The sequence below is a fragment of the Actinosynnema sp. NPDC002837 genome, assembly GCF_040295345.1.
Lineage (GTDB): Bacteria > Actinomycetota > Actinomycetes > Mycobacteriales > Pseudonocardiaceae > Actinosynnema.
In genome coordinates this window covers 1-18014 of record NZ_JBEOVG010000136.1, presented here as the reverse complement: position 1 = coordinate 18014, position 18014 = coordinate 1, and the positions used below count along the sequence as shown (strand labels likewise).

Annotated in this window: 15 protein-coding genes; 9 read left to right on the top strand and 6 right to left on the bottom strand. The window is 72.8% G+C overall.

The features are described from left to right. Positions 1-224: 224 nt before the first annotated feature. Positions 225-4685, bottom strand: coding sequence for a hybrid sensor histidine kinase/response regulator (locus ABTZ99_RS42565; protein ID WP_498773254.1), 4461 nt, complete (start codon positions 4683-4685; stop codon positions 225-227). A 95-nt stretch (positions 4686-4780) separates the two neighbouring features. Here ABTZ99_RS42565 and ABTZ99_RS42560 point away from each other — a divergent pair, with 95 nt between their 5' ends. After that, the gene (locus ABTZ99_RS42560) at positions 4781-6181 is read left to right on the top strand and encodes a PP2C family protein-serine/threonine phosphatase (protein WP_498773256.1); all 1401 of its coding nucleotides are present in this window, start codon (positions 4781-4783) and stop codon (positions 6179-6181) included. Between the two features lie 8 nt (positions 6182-6189). On the opposite strand, the gene ABTZ99_RS42555 is transcribed toward ABTZ99_RS42560, so the two are convergent. After that, positions 6190-7023, bottom strand: a complete 834-nt coding sequence (locus tag ABTZ99_RS42555; protein ID WP_498773258.1) for a septum formation family protein — start codon at positions 7021-7023, stop codon at positions 6190-6192. Positions 7024-7125: 102 nt separating this feature from the next. On the opposite strand from ABTZ99_RS42555, the gene ABTZ99_RS42550 reads away from it, so the two are divergent. Then, positions 7126-7812 carry a maleylpyruvate isomerase family mycothiol-dependent enzyme gene (locus ABTZ99_RS42550; protein WP_499618761.1) on the top strand — a complete coding sequence of 229 codons (687 nt, stop codon included), beginning with the start codon at positions 7126-7128 and terminating at the stop codon, positions 7810-7812. Here ABTZ99_RS42550 and ABTZ99_RS42545 read toward each other — a convergent pair. The 4 genes from ABTZ99_RS42545 to ABTZ99_RS42530 are packed head-to-tail and all read right to left on the bottom strand — an operon-like array spanning position 7794 to position 12369. Beyond that, the gene (locus ABTZ99_RS42545; protein WP_498773262.1) at positions 7794-8165 is read right to left on the bottom strand and encodes a hypothetical protein; all 372 of its coding nucleotides are present in this window, start codon (positions 8163-8165) and stop codon (positions 7794-7796) included. The two genes, ABTZ99_RS42550 and ABTZ99_RS42545, sit on opposite strands and share 19 nt — an antisense overlap. Further along, positions 8162-9523: a nickel/cobalt transporter gene (locus ABTZ99_RS42540; protein WP_499618759.1), complete on the bottom strand. Its 1362-nt coding sequence runs from the start codon at positions 9521-9523 to the stop codon at positions 8162-8164. The genes ABTZ99_RS42545 and ABTZ99_RS42540 overlap by 4 nt, the downstream gene beginning before the upstream one ends. Further along, the gene (locus ABTZ99_RS42535) at positions 9520-10779 is read right to left on the bottom strand and encodes a tetratricopeptide repeat protein (protein ID WP_499618758.1); all 1260 of its coding nucleotides are present in this window, start codon (positions 10777-10779) and stop codon (positions 9520-9522) included. The genes ABTZ99_RS42540 and ABTZ99_RS42535 overlap by 4 nt, the downstream gene beginning before the upstream one ends. Before the next feature lie 21 nt (positions 10780-10800). Next, positions 10801-12369 carry a DUF4331 domain-containing protein gene (locus ABTZ99_RS42530; RefSeq protein ID WP_499618757.1) on the bottom strand — a complete coding sequence of 523 codons (1569 nt, stop codon included), beginning with the start codon at positions 12367-12369 and terminating at the stop codon, positions 10801-10803. 196 nt (positions 12370-12565) lie between these two features. Here ABTZ99_RS42530 and ABTZ99_RS42525 point away from each other — a divergent pair, with 196 nt between their 5' ends. The 7 genes from ABTZ99_RS42525 to pcaC are packed head-to-tail and all read left to right on the top strand — an operon-like array spanning position 12566 to position 17901. After that, positions 12566-13363 carry a CoA transferase subunit A gene (locus ABTZ99_RS42525; RefSeq protein WP_498773270.1) on the top strand — a complete coding sequence of 266 codons (798 nt, stop codon included), beginning with the start codon at positions 12566-12568 and terminating at the stop codon, positions 13361-13363. A gap of 23 nt (positions 13364-13386) precedes the next feature. Then, positions 13387-14109, top strand: coding sequence for a CoA-transferase subunit beta (locus tag ABTZ99_RS42520; RefSeq protein ID WP_498773464.1), 723 nt, complete (start codon positions 13387-13389; stop codon positions 14107-14109). A 33-nt stretch (positions 14110-14142) separates the two neighbouring features. Beyond that, a complete protein-coding gene (gene pcaH / locus ABTZ99_RS42515; RefSeq protein ID WP_498773272.1) occupies positions 14143-14865 on the top strand; it encodes a protocatechuate 3,4-dioxygenase subunit beta in 723 nt (240 codons plus the stop codon). After that, positions 14858-15433 carry a protocatechuate 3,4-dioxygenase subunit alpha gene (gene pcaG / locus ABTZ99_RS42510; protein WP_498773274.1) on the top strand — a complete coding sequence of 192 codons (576 nt, stop codon included), beginning with the start codon at positions 14858-14860 and terminating at the stop codon, positions 15431-15433. Before pcaH ends, pcaG begins: the two co-directional genes overlap by 8 nt. Then, positions 15408-16796 carry a 3-carboxy-cis,cis-muconate cycloisomerase gene (gene pcaB / locus ABTZ99_RS42505; RefSeq protein WP_499618752.1) on the top strand — a complete coding sequence of 463 codons (1389 nt, stop codon included), beginning with the start codon at positions 15408-15410 and terminating at the stop codon, positions 16794-16796. The genes pcaG and pcaB overlap by 26 nt, the downstream gene beginning before the upstream one ends. Further along, entirely contained in the window at positions 16793-17542 is a 750-nt protein-coding gene (gene pcaD / locus ABTZ99_RS42500) for a 3-oxoadipate enol-lactonase (RefSeq protein ID WP_498773278.1), read from the top strand. Before pcaB ends, pcaD begins: the two co-directional genes overlap by 4 nt. Beyond that, on the top strand, positions 17539-17901 hold the full coding sequence (pcaC, locus tag ABTZ99_RS42495; RefSeq protein ID WP_498773280.1) for a 4-carboxymuconolactone decarboxylase: 363 nt from the start codon (positions 17539-17541) through the stop codon (positions 17899-17901). The genes pcaD and pcaC overlap by 4 nt, the downstream gene beginning before the upstream one ends. The last annotated feature ends 113 nt before the right edge of the window (positions 17902-18014 follow it).

The window sequence follows — 18014 nt, the reverse complement described above, 5'->3', positions numbered from 1 at the left end:
CACCTAGGCCCGATTTGACATGGGTTCGGGTGCCATAGGCTGGTCGAAGCCGGGCAGGCTTGGCGGACGCTCTTCCCGCCAGGCCTGCCCGGCTTTGGCCTGCCTGGGGTGCCCGTAAGGGCCCCATGTCAAATCGAGCCGAACAGCACCACCCCGAACGCCGAACTCCCGCACCTGAACGCAGGACACTCCCGACCTGAACTCAGGACACGCGCGACGTCGGGTCAGTCGGTCTGGTCCACGCCCAGGTAGAAGGCGATCAGGCGCAGCAGGTGCTCCGTGTCCACCGGCTTGGTCACGTAATCGGTCGCCCCCGAAGCCAGGGACTTCTCCCGGTCACCCTTCATCGCCTTGGCCGTCACCGCGATCACCGGCAGGTCGGCGTACCGCGACATCGCCCGGATCGCGGCCATGGTGGCGTTCCCGTCCAACTCCGGCATCATGATGTCCATCAGCACCAGCGTCACGTCGTCGTACTGCTCCAACGCCCGCACCCCGGTGATCCCGTTGTCCGCGTAGATCACCTGCAACCCGTGCAGCTCCAGCACGCTCGTCAACGCGAACACGTTCCGCAGGTCGTCGTCGACGATCAACACCTTCTCGCCGTGGAACCGCATCGGCGCGGGCGGCAGCTCCGACGGCGCGATGAGCGCCTGCGTGGCGTCGTCGGCGGGCGTCAGCAGCTCCGGCACGACCTCCGGCTCCACCGGGACCGGCGGCACCAGGCCCTGCTCCGCCAGCGGCAGGTACAGCGTGAACGTCGACCCGACGCCCGGCTCGGACCGCACGTCCAACCGACCGTCGAGCAACGTCGCCAGCTCCCGGCTGATCGACAGGCCCAACCCGGTGCCGCCGTACTTCCGCGACGTCGTGCCGTCCGCCTGCTGGAACGCCTCGAAGATCACCGACAACTTGTCCGACGGGATGCCGATGCCGGTGTCCTGCACGTCGAACGCGACCGAGCCCTCGACCACCCGGATCCGCAGCTTGATCTCGCCGTCGTGCGTGAACTTCACCGCGTTCGACAACAGGTTCCGCAGGATCTGCTGCAACCGGTGCTCGTCGGTGTGCAGGGTGGGCGGCACGTCCGGCTCCACCACGACCTCGAACGCCAGCCCCTTCTCCGCGGCCAGCGGCGAGGTCATCGCCTCGACGTACCCGACGACGTCGGACACGTGCACCGGGTCCGTCTGCACCTGCATGTGCCCGGCCTCGACCTTGGTCAGGTCCAGGATGTCGTCGATCAGCTGCAGCAGGTCCGTGCCCGACGAGTGGATGGTCTTGGCGAACTCCACCTGCTTCGGGTTCAGGTTCCCGTCCAGGTTGTCCGCCAGCAGCTTCGCCAGGATCAGCAGGCTGTTCAACGGCGTGCGCAGCTCGTGCGACATGTTCGCCATGAACTCCGACTTGTACTTCGACGCCGACGACAGCTGCCGCGCCCGCGCCTCCAGCTCGACCGAACCGGCCCGCAGCTCCTCGGTCAGCCGCTGCGACTCCACCAGCAGGGTGTCGGTCCGCGCGTTCGCGAGCATCGTGTTCAGGTTGACGCCGATGTTCTCCTTGAGCTGGTCCAACAGGTCCAGGTGCACCTCGGTGAACTCGCCGAACGACCCCAGCTCGATCACGCCGAGCGTCTCGCCCTGGAACACGATCGGCAGTATCACCAGGTTCGCGGGCGGCGCCGAGCCGAGCCCGGAGCCGATCTCGATGTACCCCGGCGGCACGTCGGTGACCAGCACCGTCTTCTTCTCCACCGCGACCTGCCCGACCAGCGACTCGCCGCGCGTGAACCGCGTGGGCCGGCCGCCGCGCGGCGTGTACCCGTAGGACGCGGTCAGGTCCAGGGCGTTCGACTCGGGGTCCGCCAGGAAGAACGCGCCGTGCTGCGCCGACACCAGCGGCGTCAGCTCGCTGATCACCAGCGACGCCATGGCGTTGAGGTCGCGGTGCCCCTGCATCTGGCCGGACAGCCTGGCCAGGTTCGTCTTCAGCCAGTCCTGCTCCTGGTTGGCCCGGGTCGACACCCTCAGGTTGCCGATCATCCGGTTGATGTTGTCCTTCAGCTCGGCGACCTCGCCAGACGCCTCCACGGTGATCTGCCGGGTCAGGTCGCCCGCCGTCACCGCCGTCGCCACCACCGCGATCGCGCGGACCTGCCGGGTCAGGTTCCCGGCCAGCTCGTTGACGTTCTCGGTCAGCCGCTTCCAGGTGCCCGAGACGCCTTCCACCTCGGCCTGGCCGCCGAGCTTGCCCTCGGTGCCGACCTCCCTCGCCACGCGCGTGACCTCCTGGGCGAAGGAGGACAGCTGGTCGACCATCGTGTTGATGGTGGTCTTCAGCTCCAGGATCTCGCCGCGCGCGTCGACGTCGATCTTCTTCGACAGGTCGCCCAACGCCACCGCCGTCGTCACCTGGGCGATGTTGCGCACCTGCGACGTGAGGTTGTTCGCCATGAAGTTGACGTTCTCGGTGAGGTCCTTCCACGTGCCCGCCACGTTCGGCACGCGGGCCTGGCCACCGAGGATCCCCTCGGTGCCGACCTCGCGCGACACGCGGGTGACCTCGTCGGCGAACGCGCGCAGCGTGTCCACCATGCCGTTGATGGTGTCCGCCAGCGCCGCGACCTCGCCCTTGGCCTCGACCGCGATCTTCTTGGACAGGTCGCCGCCCGCGACCGCCGTCGCCACCGCCGCGATCGACCTGACCTGCGTGGACAGGTTGTCGGCCATGACGTTGACGTTGTCGGTGAGGTCCTTCCACGTGCCGGCGACCCCCGGCACCCTGGCCTGACCACCCAACCGCCCGTCCGTGCCGACCTCCCTCGCCACCCGCGTCACTTCATCCGCGAACGAGGACAGCTGGTCGACCATCGTGTTGATGGTCGACTTCAGCTCCAGGATCTCGCCCCGCGCGTCGACCGTGATCTTCTGGGACAGGTCGCCACCGGCGACCGCCGTCGTCACCTGGGCGATCGACCGGACCTGGGCCGTGAGGTTGTTCGCCATGAAGTTGACCGAGTCGGTGAGGTCGCGCCAGGTCCCGGCGACCCCGGGCACCTGCGCCTGACCGCCCAACCGTCCGTCCGTGCCCACCTCGCGGGCCACGCGCGTGACTTCGTCGGCGAAGGAGGACAGCTGGTCGACCATCGTGTTGATGGTGTCCTTCAGCTCCAGGATCTCGCCGCGCGCGTTGACCGTGATCTTCTGCGAGAGGTCGCCGCGCGCGACCGCCGTCGCGACCTGCGCGATGTTGCGGACCTGGGAGGTCAGGTTGCCGGCCATGAAGTTCACGGAGTCGGTGAGGTCGCGCCAGGTGCCCGCCACGCCCGGCACCTGGGCTTGACCGCCCAGCCGCCCGTCGCTGCCGACCTCGCGCGCCACCCGGGTGACCTCGGCCGCGAACGACGACAGCTGGTCGACCATCGTGTTGATGGTGGTCTTGAGCTGCAGGATCTCGCCGCGCGCGTCGACGTCGATCTTCTGCGACAGGTCGCCCTGCGCGACCGCCGTCGTGACCTGCGCGATGTTGCGGACCTGGGAGGTCAGGTTGCCGGCCATGAAGTTCACGGAGTCGGTGAGGTCGCGCCAGGTCCCGGCCACGCCGGGCACCTGGGCCTGACCTCCCAGCCGTCCGTCCGTGCCGACCTCGCGCGCCACCCGCGTCACTTCATCCGCGAACGAGGACAGCTGGTCGACCATCGTGTTGATGGTCGACTTGAGCTCCAGGATCTCGCCCCGCGCGTCGACCGTGATCTTCTGCGACAGGTCGCCCTGCGCCACCGCCGTCGCCACCTGCGCGATGTTCCGCACCTGCGAGGTCAGGTTGTTCGCCATGAAGTTCACGTTGTCGGTCAGGTCGCGCCAGGTCCCGGCCACCCCGGGCACCTGGGCTTGACCGCCCAACCGCCCGTCCGTGCCGACCTCGCGCGCCACACGCGTGACCTCATCCGCGAACGACGACAGCTGGTCCACCATCGTGTTGACGGTGTCCTTCAACTCCAGCATCTCGCCCGCCACCGTCACGGTGATCTTCTGCGACAGGTCGCCCTGTGCCACCGCCGTCGCCACCTGCGCGATGTCGCGGACCTGCTTGGTCAGGTTGTCGGACATGAAGTTGACCGAGTCGGTCAGGTCCTTCCACGTGCCCGCCACCCCCGGCACGACCGCCGTGCCGCCGAGCCGCCCGTCGGTGCCGATCTCGCGCGCCACCCGCGTGACCTCGCCCGCGAACGTGCGCAGCGTGGCCGTCATCGAGTTGAAGCTCTCCACCAGCACCGCGACCTCGCCGCGCGCGTCCACCACGATCTCCTGCGACAGGTCGCCCTCGGCGACCGCGGCGAGCACGCGGCTCAGCTCGGCGGTCGGCCTGGTCAGGTCGTCGATCAGGCCGTTCACCGAGTCCGCCGCCGTGGCCCAGCCACCGGTCGAGGTGCTCGGGGCCAGCCGCTCGCCGAGCCTGCCCTCCTGACCGACCGACTGCCGCACCCGGACCAGCTCGCCCACCAGCCACTGGTTGCGCTCCGCGATCTCGTTGAAGACCTCGGCCAGCTCGGCTGTCACCCCGTCGCGGTCTCCGCCCCTTTTGGGCACCACGAGACGACGGCGGAAATTGCCGTCCTTCATCTCACGCATCGCGGTCAGCAGTCGGGACAGGGTCACGTCCGTGTCGTCCTGGGCGGTCGTCACACGAGCCTCCGATGTCAGCGGAACTGCGCCAAGCCTGCCACTGTTGGAGGCAACTTGTCCGATAGGTTGGGTCGACCCGACACACAGGAGCCGTGATGGCCCAGGGCTACCGGCAAGGCGCCGACACGGGCCTCGACCTCGACGCGTGGCGTCGCGTGGTCGACGGCTTCCACGAGGCCGTCGTCGTGCTGGACCCGGAAGGTGTCGTCCGGTTGGCCAACCCTCTCGCACCCGCGCTGTTCCCGCAGGTCCGGACGGGCTCGATGCTGCCGGACGGCGGCACCGGTCGCGGCCGGCGGCAGGACCTCGGCGACGGCTGGGTCGCCTTGTACCGGGGCGTGGACGACTTCCTCGACGACGCCGCCCGCCGGATGACCTCGCTCACGGAGCGTGCGGCGACGCTGCGCGCCGTGGTCGAGCTCGCGCCCGCCGAGCACGCCGTCGTGGTGCTGCCCGGCGTCCGCGGCCGTCTCGAATGGTGGCGGCGCACGCCCGCCGGCGACGTGGCCGTGGCCCGCACCACCCGCCAGGTCGCCGGCACCGCGCCCGGCCTCACCGCCGTGCTGGAACGGCGGGTCGACCACGCCGAGCTGGCCGAGCTGGGCGAGGGCCCGTGGGGCGCGTCCGGTGTCGGCGTGGCCGTGCCGCTGACCGAGGGCGGCGCGCTGGTCTGCTTCGGCGGCACGTGGCACGTCGACCTGCTCAAGCGGTACGCGGCGCGGGCCGCCGCGTCGGTCGAGGCGAGCACCCGGTTCAGCGAGCAGCAGCAGACCGTGGAGGCGCTGAAGGCCGACCTGCTGCCCCTGCCCCTGCCGGAGGTCCCGGGCGTCCACCTGGCCGGCGTCTACGAGCCTGCGCACCGGCGGGTCCTGGTCGGCGGCGACTTCTACGACGTCCACCCCCGTGAGGACGGCAGCGCGGCGTTCGTGCTCGGCGACGTCGCGGGCAACGGGTTGGAGGCCGCCGTGCACAGCAGCCGGGTGCGGCGCAGCCTGCACACCCTGCTCGTGGTCGAGCAGCGGCCCGCGCAGCTGCTGTACCTGCTCAACGCGGCTCTGCGGGCCGCGGGCAGCCGCCTGTTCACCACGCTCGTCGTCGGCACGATGATGCCGGTCCAGACCGGCGGCCTGCGGCTGACCCTGGCCGCCGGCGGCCACCCCGCGCCGCTCGTGCTGCGGGCCGACGGTCGGGTGGACGAGGTCGCCGTGCACGGCGGGATCGTCGGCGTGCTGCCGGAGGTGCGGTTCAACCAGACGACCGTCGCCCTCGGGTCGGGGGAGACGTTGCTGCTCTACAGCGACGGGTTGACCGAGGCGCGCAAGCACGACGACCGGCAGGAGCTGTTCGGCGACGTGCGGCTGAAGGCGGCGCTGGCGGACTGCGCCGGCCTGTCGGCCGAGGCGGTGTCGGACCACCTGCGGCGCGTCGTGTTCGACTGGCTGGGGCAGGCGGAGCACGACGACCTGACCCTGTTGGTGCTGCAAGCGGCGTCCTGAGGCAGCGGCTAGCGGGCGCCGAGCGTGCCGGTCACCGGCTCGGTGCTGATGGCGTAGCAGACCGCGGTCGTGGCGCCGGAGGGCCAGTACTCCTGGGCCGGCATGACCGACCTCGCCGTGACGCCCGGCCGTGACCCGCCCAGGTACGCCTCGACCGCGCGGATGCAGCGGTCCATCGACAGCTCCATCATCGTCCCGTAGCCCGGCGCGGGATCGGTGTGGGACCCCAGCCGGACGACCCCGGGCACGGCTTCGCTGCGGTGCGGCTGGTCGCAGGGCACGACCCGCGTCGGCTCGTCCAGCGGCTCGCCGGCGTAGCACCGCCGCAGCGCGCCGAGACCCGCGGCGAGCGCGCCCTTGACGCTCCCGGTCCGCGTCGCCGCCTTGTTGTCCGGCCCGCGTTCCAGCATCGCGCAGGCGAACCACCGCTCACCGGCGGCCCACTGCTCCGGCGTCGGCCACAGGACCCGGTGTTCCAGCCGCGTGGCCTCGGCGTCCGGACCGCCCAGGTACGCGGCCATCGCGTCGCGGCACGTGGGCGAGATCGTCGTGCCGACCGGTGGGTAGCCGGCCGGGAACCCGGTCGGCAGGTGGTCGGACAGCGCCACCTCCGCCTGGTGCTCCCGCTCGCAGCCGACGGGCTGGAAGGCGTTGTCCACGATGGCCAGGCAGTCGCCGGGTCCGTGGGAACCCACCCGCTTCGGCGGTGGCTCGGCGGAGGTCGTGGTCACCACCGGCGCCGCCGCTCGCGGCGTGCCGGGCACCGAGGTGCCGCCGCAGGCACTCGTCAGCACGAGCGCGAGCACCCCGGCAACGCCGCGCCACCACAGGGAATCAACCACCGGGCCACCGTAAAGTTCGATCACCCGCGCCGGTGCCGCGATGGCAGCAACCTGCCCGCGGGACGGCGCACCCGACGTCCCCGGTCCCTAGGATCGGGTGCTGTGGAGCCACCTCTCGCCGAGGTCGCGCGAGCGCACCGCCGGCTGCTCGACGCGATCGCCGACCTGACCGACGCGCAGGTCGCGGCGCCGTCGCGGCTGCCGGGCTGGACGCGGGGGCACGTGCTGGCCCACCTCGCCGACGCGGCCCGCGCCCGCAGCCGGGTGGTCGAGCACTGGTCGCGCGGCGACCGGGTGGCGATGTGGGAGCCCGGCGAACGGGACGCGATCATCGAGGCCACCGCGCACCGCGGGGCGGCTGAGCACCGGGCCGCGACCGCGGAGCAGTCCGAACGCCTGGAACGGGCGTGGGCGGGCGTCGCCGACTGGTCGGAGCCGGTCGACCCCGACGAGGCCGACCAGGTCCCGCCGGTGTTCACGCGCTGGCGCGAGGTGTGGATCCACCTGCTGGACCTCGACCTCGGCGTCCGGCCCGCCGAGTGGAGCGCGGACTTCGCCGTGCACACCATCGGCGTGCTGCGAGCGCGGTTGCCCGCCGGCGTGTCCCTGCGGGCGACCGACGTGCCGAGGACGTGGGGCACGGGCACGGAGGTCGTCGGCGGGGTGCGCGACCTCGCCGCCTGGCTCGCCGGCCGCGAGCCCGACGAGCCGCCCACCTCCGCCGCGCCGCTGCCGGAGCTCGGCCCGTGGCCGTCGTACCCGGCGCGCCGTCAGGACCTGCCGGACTGATCCAGCGACAGCGGCACCCAGTGCAGGGCCTCGCGCCACCCCTCTCGGCCGAACGCCCAGTCCGCGAGCACCGCCGCGACGGGGCCGACCCCGATCACGTCGGGCTGCCGGGGCACCTGCGCCCGGAACTGGCGGTCCGGGCCGCCCGCGTGGTGCTCCACGAGGTGGCTGAGGTCGTCGTTCAGGTGCACCCGCAGGTAGTGCTGCCCGGCCGGCTCCAGGTCGAGCCGGTGCACGGTCAGGTGTCGCTGGGTCAGGTCCAGGTCGGCGAGGAGGTCGTGCAGGTCGGCCTCGGACGGCTCGTCCCAGGACTTCCCCGACCACTCGGTCACGCGTACCACCGGCGTCGTCACAGTGCGCAAGATACCCACAGCCCCGAGGCCGCCCGCAAGGCGAGTCCCAGGCCGACGGTCAGCACGAGGGCCGCGGTGATCACGGGCAGGGCGGTGAAGCGGTCGCGCAGGCGTTCGACGGCGGCCAGGCGGTCCCGCAGGCGGACCAGGACGAGGCCGACGGCGGTCAGCGTGACGGCCAGGCCGAGGCCGTAGCCGAGGACGAGCAGCACGCCGAACCAGGTCCGGCCCAGCGCCACCGCGCCGAGCAGCACGACCAGCGCGGACGGGCTCGGCACCAGACCACCCGCCACGCCCATGCCGACCAGACCGCTCCGCCCGACACGATGCCCATGCCCATGCCCGTGCCCGTGCCCGTGACCGTGCCCGTGCCCGTGACCGACGAGCGCGGACCGGCGTTCCCTCAGCGACGTGCGCAGCAGCCCGACACCGATCACCGCCACCAGCAGGCCGCTCACCACCCCCAACCACCGCAGCACCGCGTCACCCGCCACCGCACTGGTCGCGCTGATCAGCAACCCCACCACCAACACCCCGGCCGTGTGCGTCACCGTCACCGCCGCACCCACCACCAGGGCGTCACGCGGCGTGCCCGCCCGCCCGGCCAGGTACGCCGCGATCACGGTCTTCCCGTGCCCCGGCAACGCCGCGTGCCCCGCGCCCAGGACCAGCGACAACAGCACCGCCAACACCCCGACCCACGGCGTCGGGTCCCGAACGCCGGCGAACGACGTGAACGCCCGCGTGGCCGCGCCCACCCACGACGGCCCACCCACCGCCGTGCCGACCACCGGCGCGGACGACCCCGCCCCGACCCGCAACACCACCGAACGCACGTCCACCGGGTCCGCCAGCAGGTCGTCCGGGTACTCGCGCAACTCACCCGTCACGCTCACCGCCGGCACCGGCGGGTCGAGCAGCGCCACGCCGTCGCCCACCGCCGTCATCTCCCGCCAGCCGACGCGGTCGTCCCGGTACCCGGCCCGCACCGCCACCGTCGCCCCCGACGCGCCGGCCTCCACCACGCAGGTCAGCCGGGTGGTCGGCAGCCCCGCGTCACCGGGCGGGAACTCGACCGCGCTCGACCGCACCTCGACCGGCACGGCCCGGCCGTCCACCTCCACCGACGTGGCCCGCGACAGGGCGGCGCACTCGCGTGCCGCGTAGCCGACCACCTCCGCCGGCCGCTCCTGCACCGTGGGGATCTCGGCGGTGTCCACCACCGCGCGCACGGTCACGCGATCCGGGTGCACGGTGATCCCGTGGTAGTGGTTGACCGTGAAGTTGCCCAACGGGTGAGCGCCCGCCTGCGCCGGGAACAGCAGCAACCCCAGCAACACCAGGCCGAGCACCTTCACCGCAGACCGTCCAGCGCCGCCCGCGCCCGCGGCGCGTCCACGAACGAGAAGTGCGGGTTGATCCGCAACGCCTCGTCCAACACCCCCGCCGCCTCGTCACCACGTCCCAGCGCGGCCAGGATCATGCCCCGGTGGTACAGGAACCCGGCGTTGTGCCACCCGGTCGAGACCGCGCGGTCGGCGAACGCCAACGCCTCCTCGTGCCGACCGTTCAGGTGCAGCGCCCACGCCAGCGCGTCGGCCACCAGCACGTGCTGCCGCCGTCCCCACTCGGCCTCCGCCAGCCGCAACGCCGACACCGCGTCACCCCGGTCCGCCGCCACCGCGGACGCCGCCAGGTCGTCCGGCGCCAGGGCGAACTGCCGTTCCAGCACGGCGAACTGCGGCGCGGGGTCACGTCCCGCCGCACGCAGCATGGTGGCGTGCTCGTGCACGAGCTGCGGCAACGGCGCGCGCTGCACCAGTTCCGAGTACAGCCGCAGCGCCTCGTCCACCGAACCGCGCGCGAACAGGACCTTCGCCTTGCCCTGCGACGACATCACGTCGCGCGGGTCCACCACCAGCCCTTGCGAGTACTGCGACAGCGCCTCGTCCAGGTCACCGTTGTCGAACGCCAGCTCACCCAGGTGGTAGCGGCAGAACACCACGTCCGGCGCGGCGCCCGCCGCGGCCAACGCCCGCTCCAGCGCCTCGCGCGCGCCCGGCACATCCCCGCGTTGCTCCAGGTCGTAGGCGGCCCGCGTGAACGACGGGACGCCGGGCTCCAGGTCCAGCATCCGCTGCACCGCGGCGGTGGCCTCGGCCGGCATCCCGAGCTGCGTCAACGCGTCGGCCAGCACCCCGTACACCTCCGCGGTGTCCGGCAGCACCGCCTGCGCCCGTGACGCGTGGTCGCGGGCCGCCGCGAAGTCGTGCCGCGCGTTCGCCAGCGCGCCCAGCCCGATCGACGCGAACCCGTTGCCCTCCGGCTGGTGCCGCAACGACGTGTCCAGCGCGCCCCGCGCCTTCTCGTAGTACGACGGGTCGCCGGTGATCCGCGCCTGCTCGACGTACGCCGAGCCCAACGCGGCCCACGCGCCCGCGTCCGACGGCGTGCGGCGCAGCTTGTCCTGCAACGCCGAGACGGTCCGGTGCGCGGCGACCTCCGCCACCGCGCCGGCCGGCGCCGGAGCGTCCGAAGTGGACAAGGAGGTCACGGTCGTGATGAGCAGGGCGATCCCGCCGACGACGGCGGTGACGGCGACGAGCCGGAGCATGGCGTTCTCCCAGGACGGGGACTACTCGGTCGGGGGGTCCTGCTGGACGCGGTGGCGCAGGACCCAGGCCCCGGCGCCGATCAGCAGGATGGCGAGCAGCCCGCTCAACAGGGGCGCGGTCGGGACGCCGCCGCCCGCGGTCGGCTTGATCGCGACCTCCGTGCCGCCCGCGTTGACCGCGGTGTTGTTCGGCAGGGCCACGTACGGGAACCGCTTCTCGAACGCGTTCTCGTTCGCGTCCACCTTGTCGCCGGCGGCCAGTGCCTCGACCACGCCGTTCACCGCCGCGCCCTCCAGCGCCTGCAACCCGATGTCCAGCACGTCGTCGGACAGCCTGCGCCCGTTGGGGAAGCCCTGGTTGTCCTTGACGAGCACGCCGAGGCGGTTCGGCTCGGCCGCCGGCGGGACCGCCATGTTCAGCCGCAGCTGCTCGGACGGCACGAACTCGCGCTCGTCCACGTCGGCGTTCAGGACCTGCGAGTTCAGGTCGGCCTTGATCGGACCGCCGAGCTCGGTGGTGATGCCGGTCAGGAAGATCTCCACCAGGTCGTCGCGGCGGCCCTTCGGCGCGGGGACCCGGTAGATCGCCTCCACGAGCGCGGGCAGTTCCGGGTTCGCCACCCGGTCCACGAGCTCCTCGACCCTGCCGTCCTGGTCCGGTGTCAGCGAGTTGAACCTGTCCTTCAGCCCCGCGGGCACCACCACCTCGTTGACCAGCGGGTTGCCCAGCCGGGACACCTGCACCCAGTCGCCGTGCGCCCGGTAGCGGCCGGGGCTGAGCTCCATCGAGCGGCGCTCGGTGTCGCCCCACACCCCGATCACCGGGTTGCGCTTCGCGTCGCCCTTCAACGCCAGCCACGCCTTCGGCACCTGCAACGCGATGGTGTTGGCGTTGAAACCGCGCAGCGTGTCCTGCCCGACCTCGGACAGGTCGCCGCCGTAGAGCAGGTCGAACACCCGCAGGTCGAGGAAGAACGAGTCGTCCGCCTGCCCGACGTAGGCCTTCGCGCCGCCCTGGATCGGCGTGATGGCCTGGTCGCGCAACGCGCGGTAGTCGGGCATCGACTTCGGCCCGGTGTTGGACGGCGCGACCCTGCCCTTGCTCACCAGCTTCGTGGACGCGCCCCGCCGGTCCACCAGCTCCAGCGCGTAGGTCTGCCGGAACAGCAGGTTCTCGTCGTCCAACGACGTCACGGCGCCGTTGTTGTACAGGAACGTCGACTTGCCGCGCCGGTCGTCGTTCTGGAACGTGAAGCGGTAGGTGAGGTCGGCCCGGGCGTCGCCGTCGTTGTCGACGTTCAGGTCGTAGCGCGCGTCGGTCGCGAAGGGGTAGAAGTTCGGGCCGCCGTTCGGCTCCTGGAACGGGGAGAAGTTCGCGATCAGCGTCACGGTGTCCGGGTGGTCGGGGCTGACGAACGCGTAGACGTCGGTGTTGTCGACCGCCGGGTCGCCCGCGATCAGCGGCGCCTCGCGGTGGCTCGACGCGGCCGCACCGGACGCGCCGAGCAGACCGGTGGCCAGGGCCGTGGCGCCGACCGCGGCCAGCGCGACCGCCTTGGCGGCGCGGCGGCCGGTGAGCGGTGTGGACATGCTCGATCCCTTCATCGGATGCGCGAGCTGACATGAGGCAGTTCGGCCCGCGGGCACGTCCGGTTCAGAAGGTAGGGGGTCGGGGCTTCCGGTGAGTGGAAGATCCCGTTGACCCGCCGCCGGCGCGCTCCCTAGCGTTCGCCCACGTCAGCCGCACGACAACCGCCGGTTCCGGCCGCGCGCCCCGGAGGTCGGATTGGCCACCATCGCACCCCTCGCGGAGGCCGTCGCGCAGGTCGTGCGCGACGGCGACACCGTGGCTTTCGAGGGGTTCACGCACTTGATCCCGTTCGCCGCCGGGCACGAGGTGATCCGGCAGGGCAGGCGCGACCTGACCCTGGTCCGGATGACGCCCGACGTGCTCTACGACCAGCTCATCGGCGCGGGCTGCGCGCGCAAGCTGGTGTTCTCGTGGGGCGGCAACCCCGGCGTCGGCTCGCTGCACCGGTTCCGCGACGCCGTGCAGCACGGCTGGCCGCGACCGCTGGAGCTTGAGGAGCACAGCCACGCGGGCATGGCCAACCGGTACGTCGCCGCGGCGTCCGGGCTGCCGTTCGCCGTGCTGCGCGGCTACACCGGCACCGACCTGCCCGCCCAGACCGCCAACATCGCCTCGGTGACGTGCCCGTTCACCGGGGAGGTGCTGACCGCGGTCGCCGCGCTCCGGCTGGACGCCGCCGTCGTGCACGCCCAACGCGCCGACCGGCACGGCAACGTGCAGCTCTGGGGCATCACGGGCGTGCAGAAGGAGGCGGTGCTGGCCGCGACCCGCTCGCTCGTCACCGTCGAGGAGGTCGTGGACGAGCTGGAGCCACGGCCGGGCGCGGTGGTGCTGCCGTCCTGGGTGGTGGACTACGTCGCCGAGGCGCCGGGCGGCGCGCACCCGTCCTACGCGCACGACTACTCGGTGCGGGACAACGACTTCTACGTGGCGTGGGACGAGATCAGCCGCGACCGGGACCGGTTCGCGCAGTGGTTGGAGAGCGTCGCGTGAGCGCGCGGTACACGCCCGACGAGATGATGACGGTCGCGGCGGCGCGGGCGCTGCGCGACGGAGCGGTGTGCTTCGTCGGCATCGGCCTGCCCAGCACCGCGGCCAACCTGGCCCGCCGCACGCACGCGCCGGACCTCGTGCTGGTCTACGAGTCCGGCACGATCGGCGCGAAGCCGGACCGGCTGCCGCTGTCGATCGGCGACGGCGTGCTGGCCGACACCGCGGTCAGCGTGGTCGGCGTGCCGGAGATCTTCAACTACTGGCTGCAACCGGGCCGGATCGACGTCGGCTTCCTCGGCGCGGCCCAGCTGGACCGGTTCGGCAACATCAACACGACCGTGATCGGCGGCGACTACCGCAACCCCGGCGTGCGGCTGCCCGGCGCGGGCGGCGCCCCGGAGATCGCCGCGTCGTGCCGCGAGGTGGTCGTGGTGGTGCGGCAGACCGAACGCGCGTTCGTGGAGCGGGTCGACTTCGTCACCTCGTTCGGCTTCGGCTCCGGGCCGGGCGGGCGCGAGGAGCTCGGTCTGACCGGCGCCGGGCCGCGACTGGTGATCACCGACCTCGGCGTGCTGCGGCCCGACCCGCGCACCTGCGAGCTGGTGCTGACCTCGTTGCACCCCGGCGTCGACCTGGCGACCGCGCGCGAGCGCACCGGGTGGGACCTCAAGGTCGCCGACGAGCTGGACCGCGGCGAACCACCCACCGACCGCGAGCTCGCCGTGCTCCGCGAGCTGACCCGCTAGACCACCCCTCGGCACGACGAACAGGAGAACCCGGTGCCGACCCACCTGCCGCACACCTACCGGCCGGACACGCCGTCACACCCGCCGGTGGCCTTCCCCGAGTACCGGTCCAACGTGCTGCGGGCGCCGCACCGGCCGTTCGAGCTGCTGCCGCAGCGGCTCGGCGAGATCACCGGGCCGCTGCTCGGCGAGGGCCGCGTCGGTCCGCACGACAACGACCTGACCCTCGGCCACGACGGCGAGCCGCAGGGCCAGCGCATCATCGTCGCCGGCCGCGTGCTCGACGGCGACGGCCGGCCGGTCGCGGGCACCCTGCTGGAGGTGTGGCAGGCCAACGCGGGCGGCCGGTACCGGCACGACGCCGACCGGCACCCCGCGCCGCTGGACCCGAACTTCACCGGCGTCGGCCGCGTCGTCACCGACGCCGAGGGCCGGTACTCGTTCACCACCATCCAGCCGGGCGCGTACCCGTGGCGCAACCACGACAACGCCTGGCGGCCCGCGCACATCCACTTCTCGCTGTTCGGCACCGCGTTCACCCAGCGGCTGATCACCCAGATGTACTTCCCGGGCGACCCGCTGTGCGCCCACGACCCGATCTTCAACTCGGTCCGCGACCCGAAGGCCCGCGAGGCGATGGTGGCCCGGTTCGACCTGGACACCACCGTGCCCGAGTGGGCGCTCGGCTACCGGTGGGACATCGTGCTGCGCGGCAAGAACCCCACGCCGCTGGACGAGGAGGACGACGATGAGTGAGCTCCGGACGACCCCGTCGCAGACCGTCGGCCCGTTCTTCTCGTTCGGCCTGGTGTGGCCCGACGGCCCGTACGTGGTGCCCGAGGGCACGCCGGGCGCGTTCCGGATCGCCGGGACGGTGTACGACGGCGCGGGCGTGCCGGTGCCCGATGCGGTGGTCGAGACCTGGCAGGCCGACCCCGAGGGCCGGTTCGACCACCCCGACGACCCGCGCGGCGCGGTGCGCTGGAAGGATTTCCGCGGCTTCGGCCGCAGCGCCACGGACCCCGAGGGGCGGTACTCGCTGCTGACCGTCAAGCCCGGCCCGCTGCCCGCGACCGGCGGCGGTGCGGCGGCGGACGGCGTGCAGGCACCCCACCTCGACGTGTCGGTGTTCTGCCGGGGCATGCTGGTGCGACTGGTCACCCGGATCTACTTCCCCGACGAGGAGGCCAACGCCGACGACCCGGTGCTCACCTCGATCGACCCGGCCAGGCGGCCCACGCTCATCGCCGAGACGGAGCCACCTGGCTACCGCTTCGACATCCACCTGCAAGGGGAGCATGAAACCGTCTTCTTCGACCTCTGAGCACGGCGGCCGGTCGTCCGGGCCGCGCGAACCGGGCACGCGCTCGCTCTGGGGCACGCTGTTCACCGACCCGGACGTGGACGACGAGACCTGCGACCGGGCGTGGCTGCGCGCCATGCTGGACTTCGAGCGCGCGCTGGCGATCGTGCAGGCCAGGGCGGGCATCGTGTCCGAGGAGGCCGCCCGGATGGTCGTCACGGCCATCGACGTCGGCCACTACGACCCGGTCGCCCTCGGCGAGGGCGCCCTCACGTCGGGCACGCCCGTCGTGCCGCTGGTCCGGGCGATCGGCGCGCACGTCACCCCCGAGGGGCGTGCGGCCGTGCACAACGGCGCCACCAGCCAGGACGTGCTCGACACGGCGTTGTCGCTGGTCGCGTTCCGCGCGCTCGGGCCGATCCTGGAAGGGCTGCGCGGCGTGGCCGCCGAGTGCGAACGGCTCGCGCGACGGCACCGGGACACCCTGATCGCCGGCCGCACGCTGACCCAGCACGCCCTGCCGACCACGTTCGGGCTCAAGTGCGCGGGCTGGCTGGTCGCGGTGGACGAGGCCGAGACCGCCCTGACCCGCGTGCGCACGCAGCGGCTGGCCGTGCAGTTCGGCGGCGCGGCGGGCACGCTGGCCGCGGTCGGCCCGGGCGGCGACCTGACCGCGCAGCTGGCCGCCCAGCTCGGCCTGACCGCGCCGCTGATCCCGTGGCACACCAACCGGACCAGGGTGGCCGAGCTGGCCGGTGCGCTCGGCGAGGCGTCCGGGGTGCTGGCCAAGATCGCGCAGGACGTGGTGCTGCTGGCGCAGACCGAGGTCGCCGAGGTGGCCGAGGCCGACGGCGGCACGTCGTCGGCGATGCCGCACAAGCACAACCCGGTGCGCGCGGTGCTGGTGACCGCGTGCACCCGCCGCGTGCCGGGGCTGGTGGCCACGGTGCTGTCGGCGATGGCGCAGGAGCACGAACGCGCGGCCGGCGCGTGGCACAGCGAGTGGCAGACCGTCACCGAGCTGCTGCGGCTGGTCGGCGGCGCGGTGCGCGGCACCCGTGAGCTGCTGTCGCGGTTGCGGGTCGATCCGGAGCGGATGCGCCGCAACCTGGACCTGACCGGCGGGCTGCTGATGGCCGAGAACGTGGCCGTGCGGCTGGCGAGGCGGATCGGCCGGTCGGAGGCGCAGGAGCTGGTCGCCGAGGTGTGCCGGACCGCGGTGGCGGCCGGGCTTTCGCTGCGCGACGCGCTGCTGGCCGACCTGCGGATCGGCTTGTCGGAGAAGGAGATAGACGACGCGCTCGACCCGGCCGGGTACACCGGCGCCGCGGGCGAGTTCACCGACCGCGCCCTCGCGGCGCACCGGGGGAGGAGCCGGCCGTGAAGCCGCACTACGAGTTGAGCGGGCCGCCGGACGCGCCGGTCCTCGTCCTGGGCAACTCGCTGGGCACCACGACCGCGTTGTGGGACCGGCAGCTGCCCGTGCTGCACCGGCGGTTCCGGGTGCTGCGCTACGACCACCGGGGCCACGGTGGTTCCCCGGCGGGGCCCGGCCCGTACCGGATCGACGACCTCGCCGACGACGTGCTGGAGCTGCTGGACGCGCTGGGGCTGGCCAAGGTGTCGTACTGCGGCGTGTCGATGGGCGGCATGGTCGGCATGTGGCTGGCCGGGCACGCGCCGGAGCGGATCGAGCGGCTGGTGCTGTGCTGCACGGCGGCCGGGTTCCCGTGCGCGCGACCGTGGTTGGACCGCGCGGCGGCCGTGCGGTCGTCGGGCACCGGCTCGATCGCGGCCGCGGCCGCCGGTCGCTGGTTCACCCCGGCGTTCCGCTCCCGCTCGCCCGAGGTGGTGGCCGCGTTCGAGGCCGGTCTGTCCGAAGTGGACGACGAGGGGTACGCGGCGTGCTGCGAGGCGTTGGCGGCGATGGACCTGCGGTCCGTGCTGCCGGTGATCGAGGCGCCGACGGTGGTCGTCGCGGGTGCGGACGACGAGGCCACGCCACCGGACTGGGGTCGTTTCATCGCCGACTCGGTGCCGGGCGCGTCGTTCCACGTCGTGCCCGGGGCGCACCTGGCGAACGTGGAGGCGGCCGACGAGGTGTCGGCGATCCTGGAGGCGCACCTGTGAGCTTCGACGAGGGCATGCGCGTGCGGCGGGAGGTGCTCGGCGACGAGCACGTCGACCGGGCGGTCGCGAACACCGACGCGTTCACCGCGGATTTCCAGGACTTCATCACCCGCTACGCGTGGGGCGAGGTGTGGACCCGGCCGGGCCTGGACCGGCGGGCGCGGTCCTGCGTCACGCTGGCGGTGCTGGCCGCGCTGGGGCACGAGCACGAGCTGGCGATGCACGTGCGCGCGGCGTTGCGCAACGGCGTGACGGCGGAGGAGATCAAGGAAGTGCTGCTGCAGGTGGGCGTCTACGCGGGCGTCCCGGCCGCGAACCGCGCGTTCGCCGTGGCCCAACCGATCCTGGCGTCGGACTGACCCGCGGCCGACGGCGCCCGCCCCGGGGCGGCGCCCGCGGGGAGTCGGTAACAGAACCCGGGCCGCGGGCCGAAAGGAATAGCGGGGGGTTGGGGGAGATTGTGTTAATGAAA

Coding starts and splice junctions, on each gene's coding strand:
- ABTZ99_RS42520 (WP_498773464.1), top strand. CDS start 13,387: ATGATGACGGTCGCGGCGGCGCGGGCGCTGCGCGACGGAGCGGTGTGC.
- ABTZ99_RS42560 (WP_498773256.1), top strand. CDS start 4,781: ATGGCCCAGGGCTACCGGCAAGGCGCCGACACGGGCCTCGACCTCGAC.
- ABTZ99_RS42530 (WP_499618757.1), bottom strand. CDS start 12,369: ATGTCCACACCGCTCACCGGCCGCCGCGCCGCCAAGGCGGTCGCGCTG.
- pcaB (WP_499618752.1), top strand. CDS start 15,408: ATGAAACCGTCTTCTTCGACCTCTGAGCACGGCGGCCGGTCGTCCGGG.
- ABTZ99_RS42535 (WP_499618758.1), bottom strand. CDS start 10,779: ATGCTCCGGCTCGTCGCCGTCACCGCCGTCGTCGGCGGGATCGCCCTG.
- pcaG (WP_498773274.1), top strand. CDS start 14,858: ATGAGTGAGCTCCGGACGACCCCGTCGCAGACCGTCGGCCCGTTCTTC.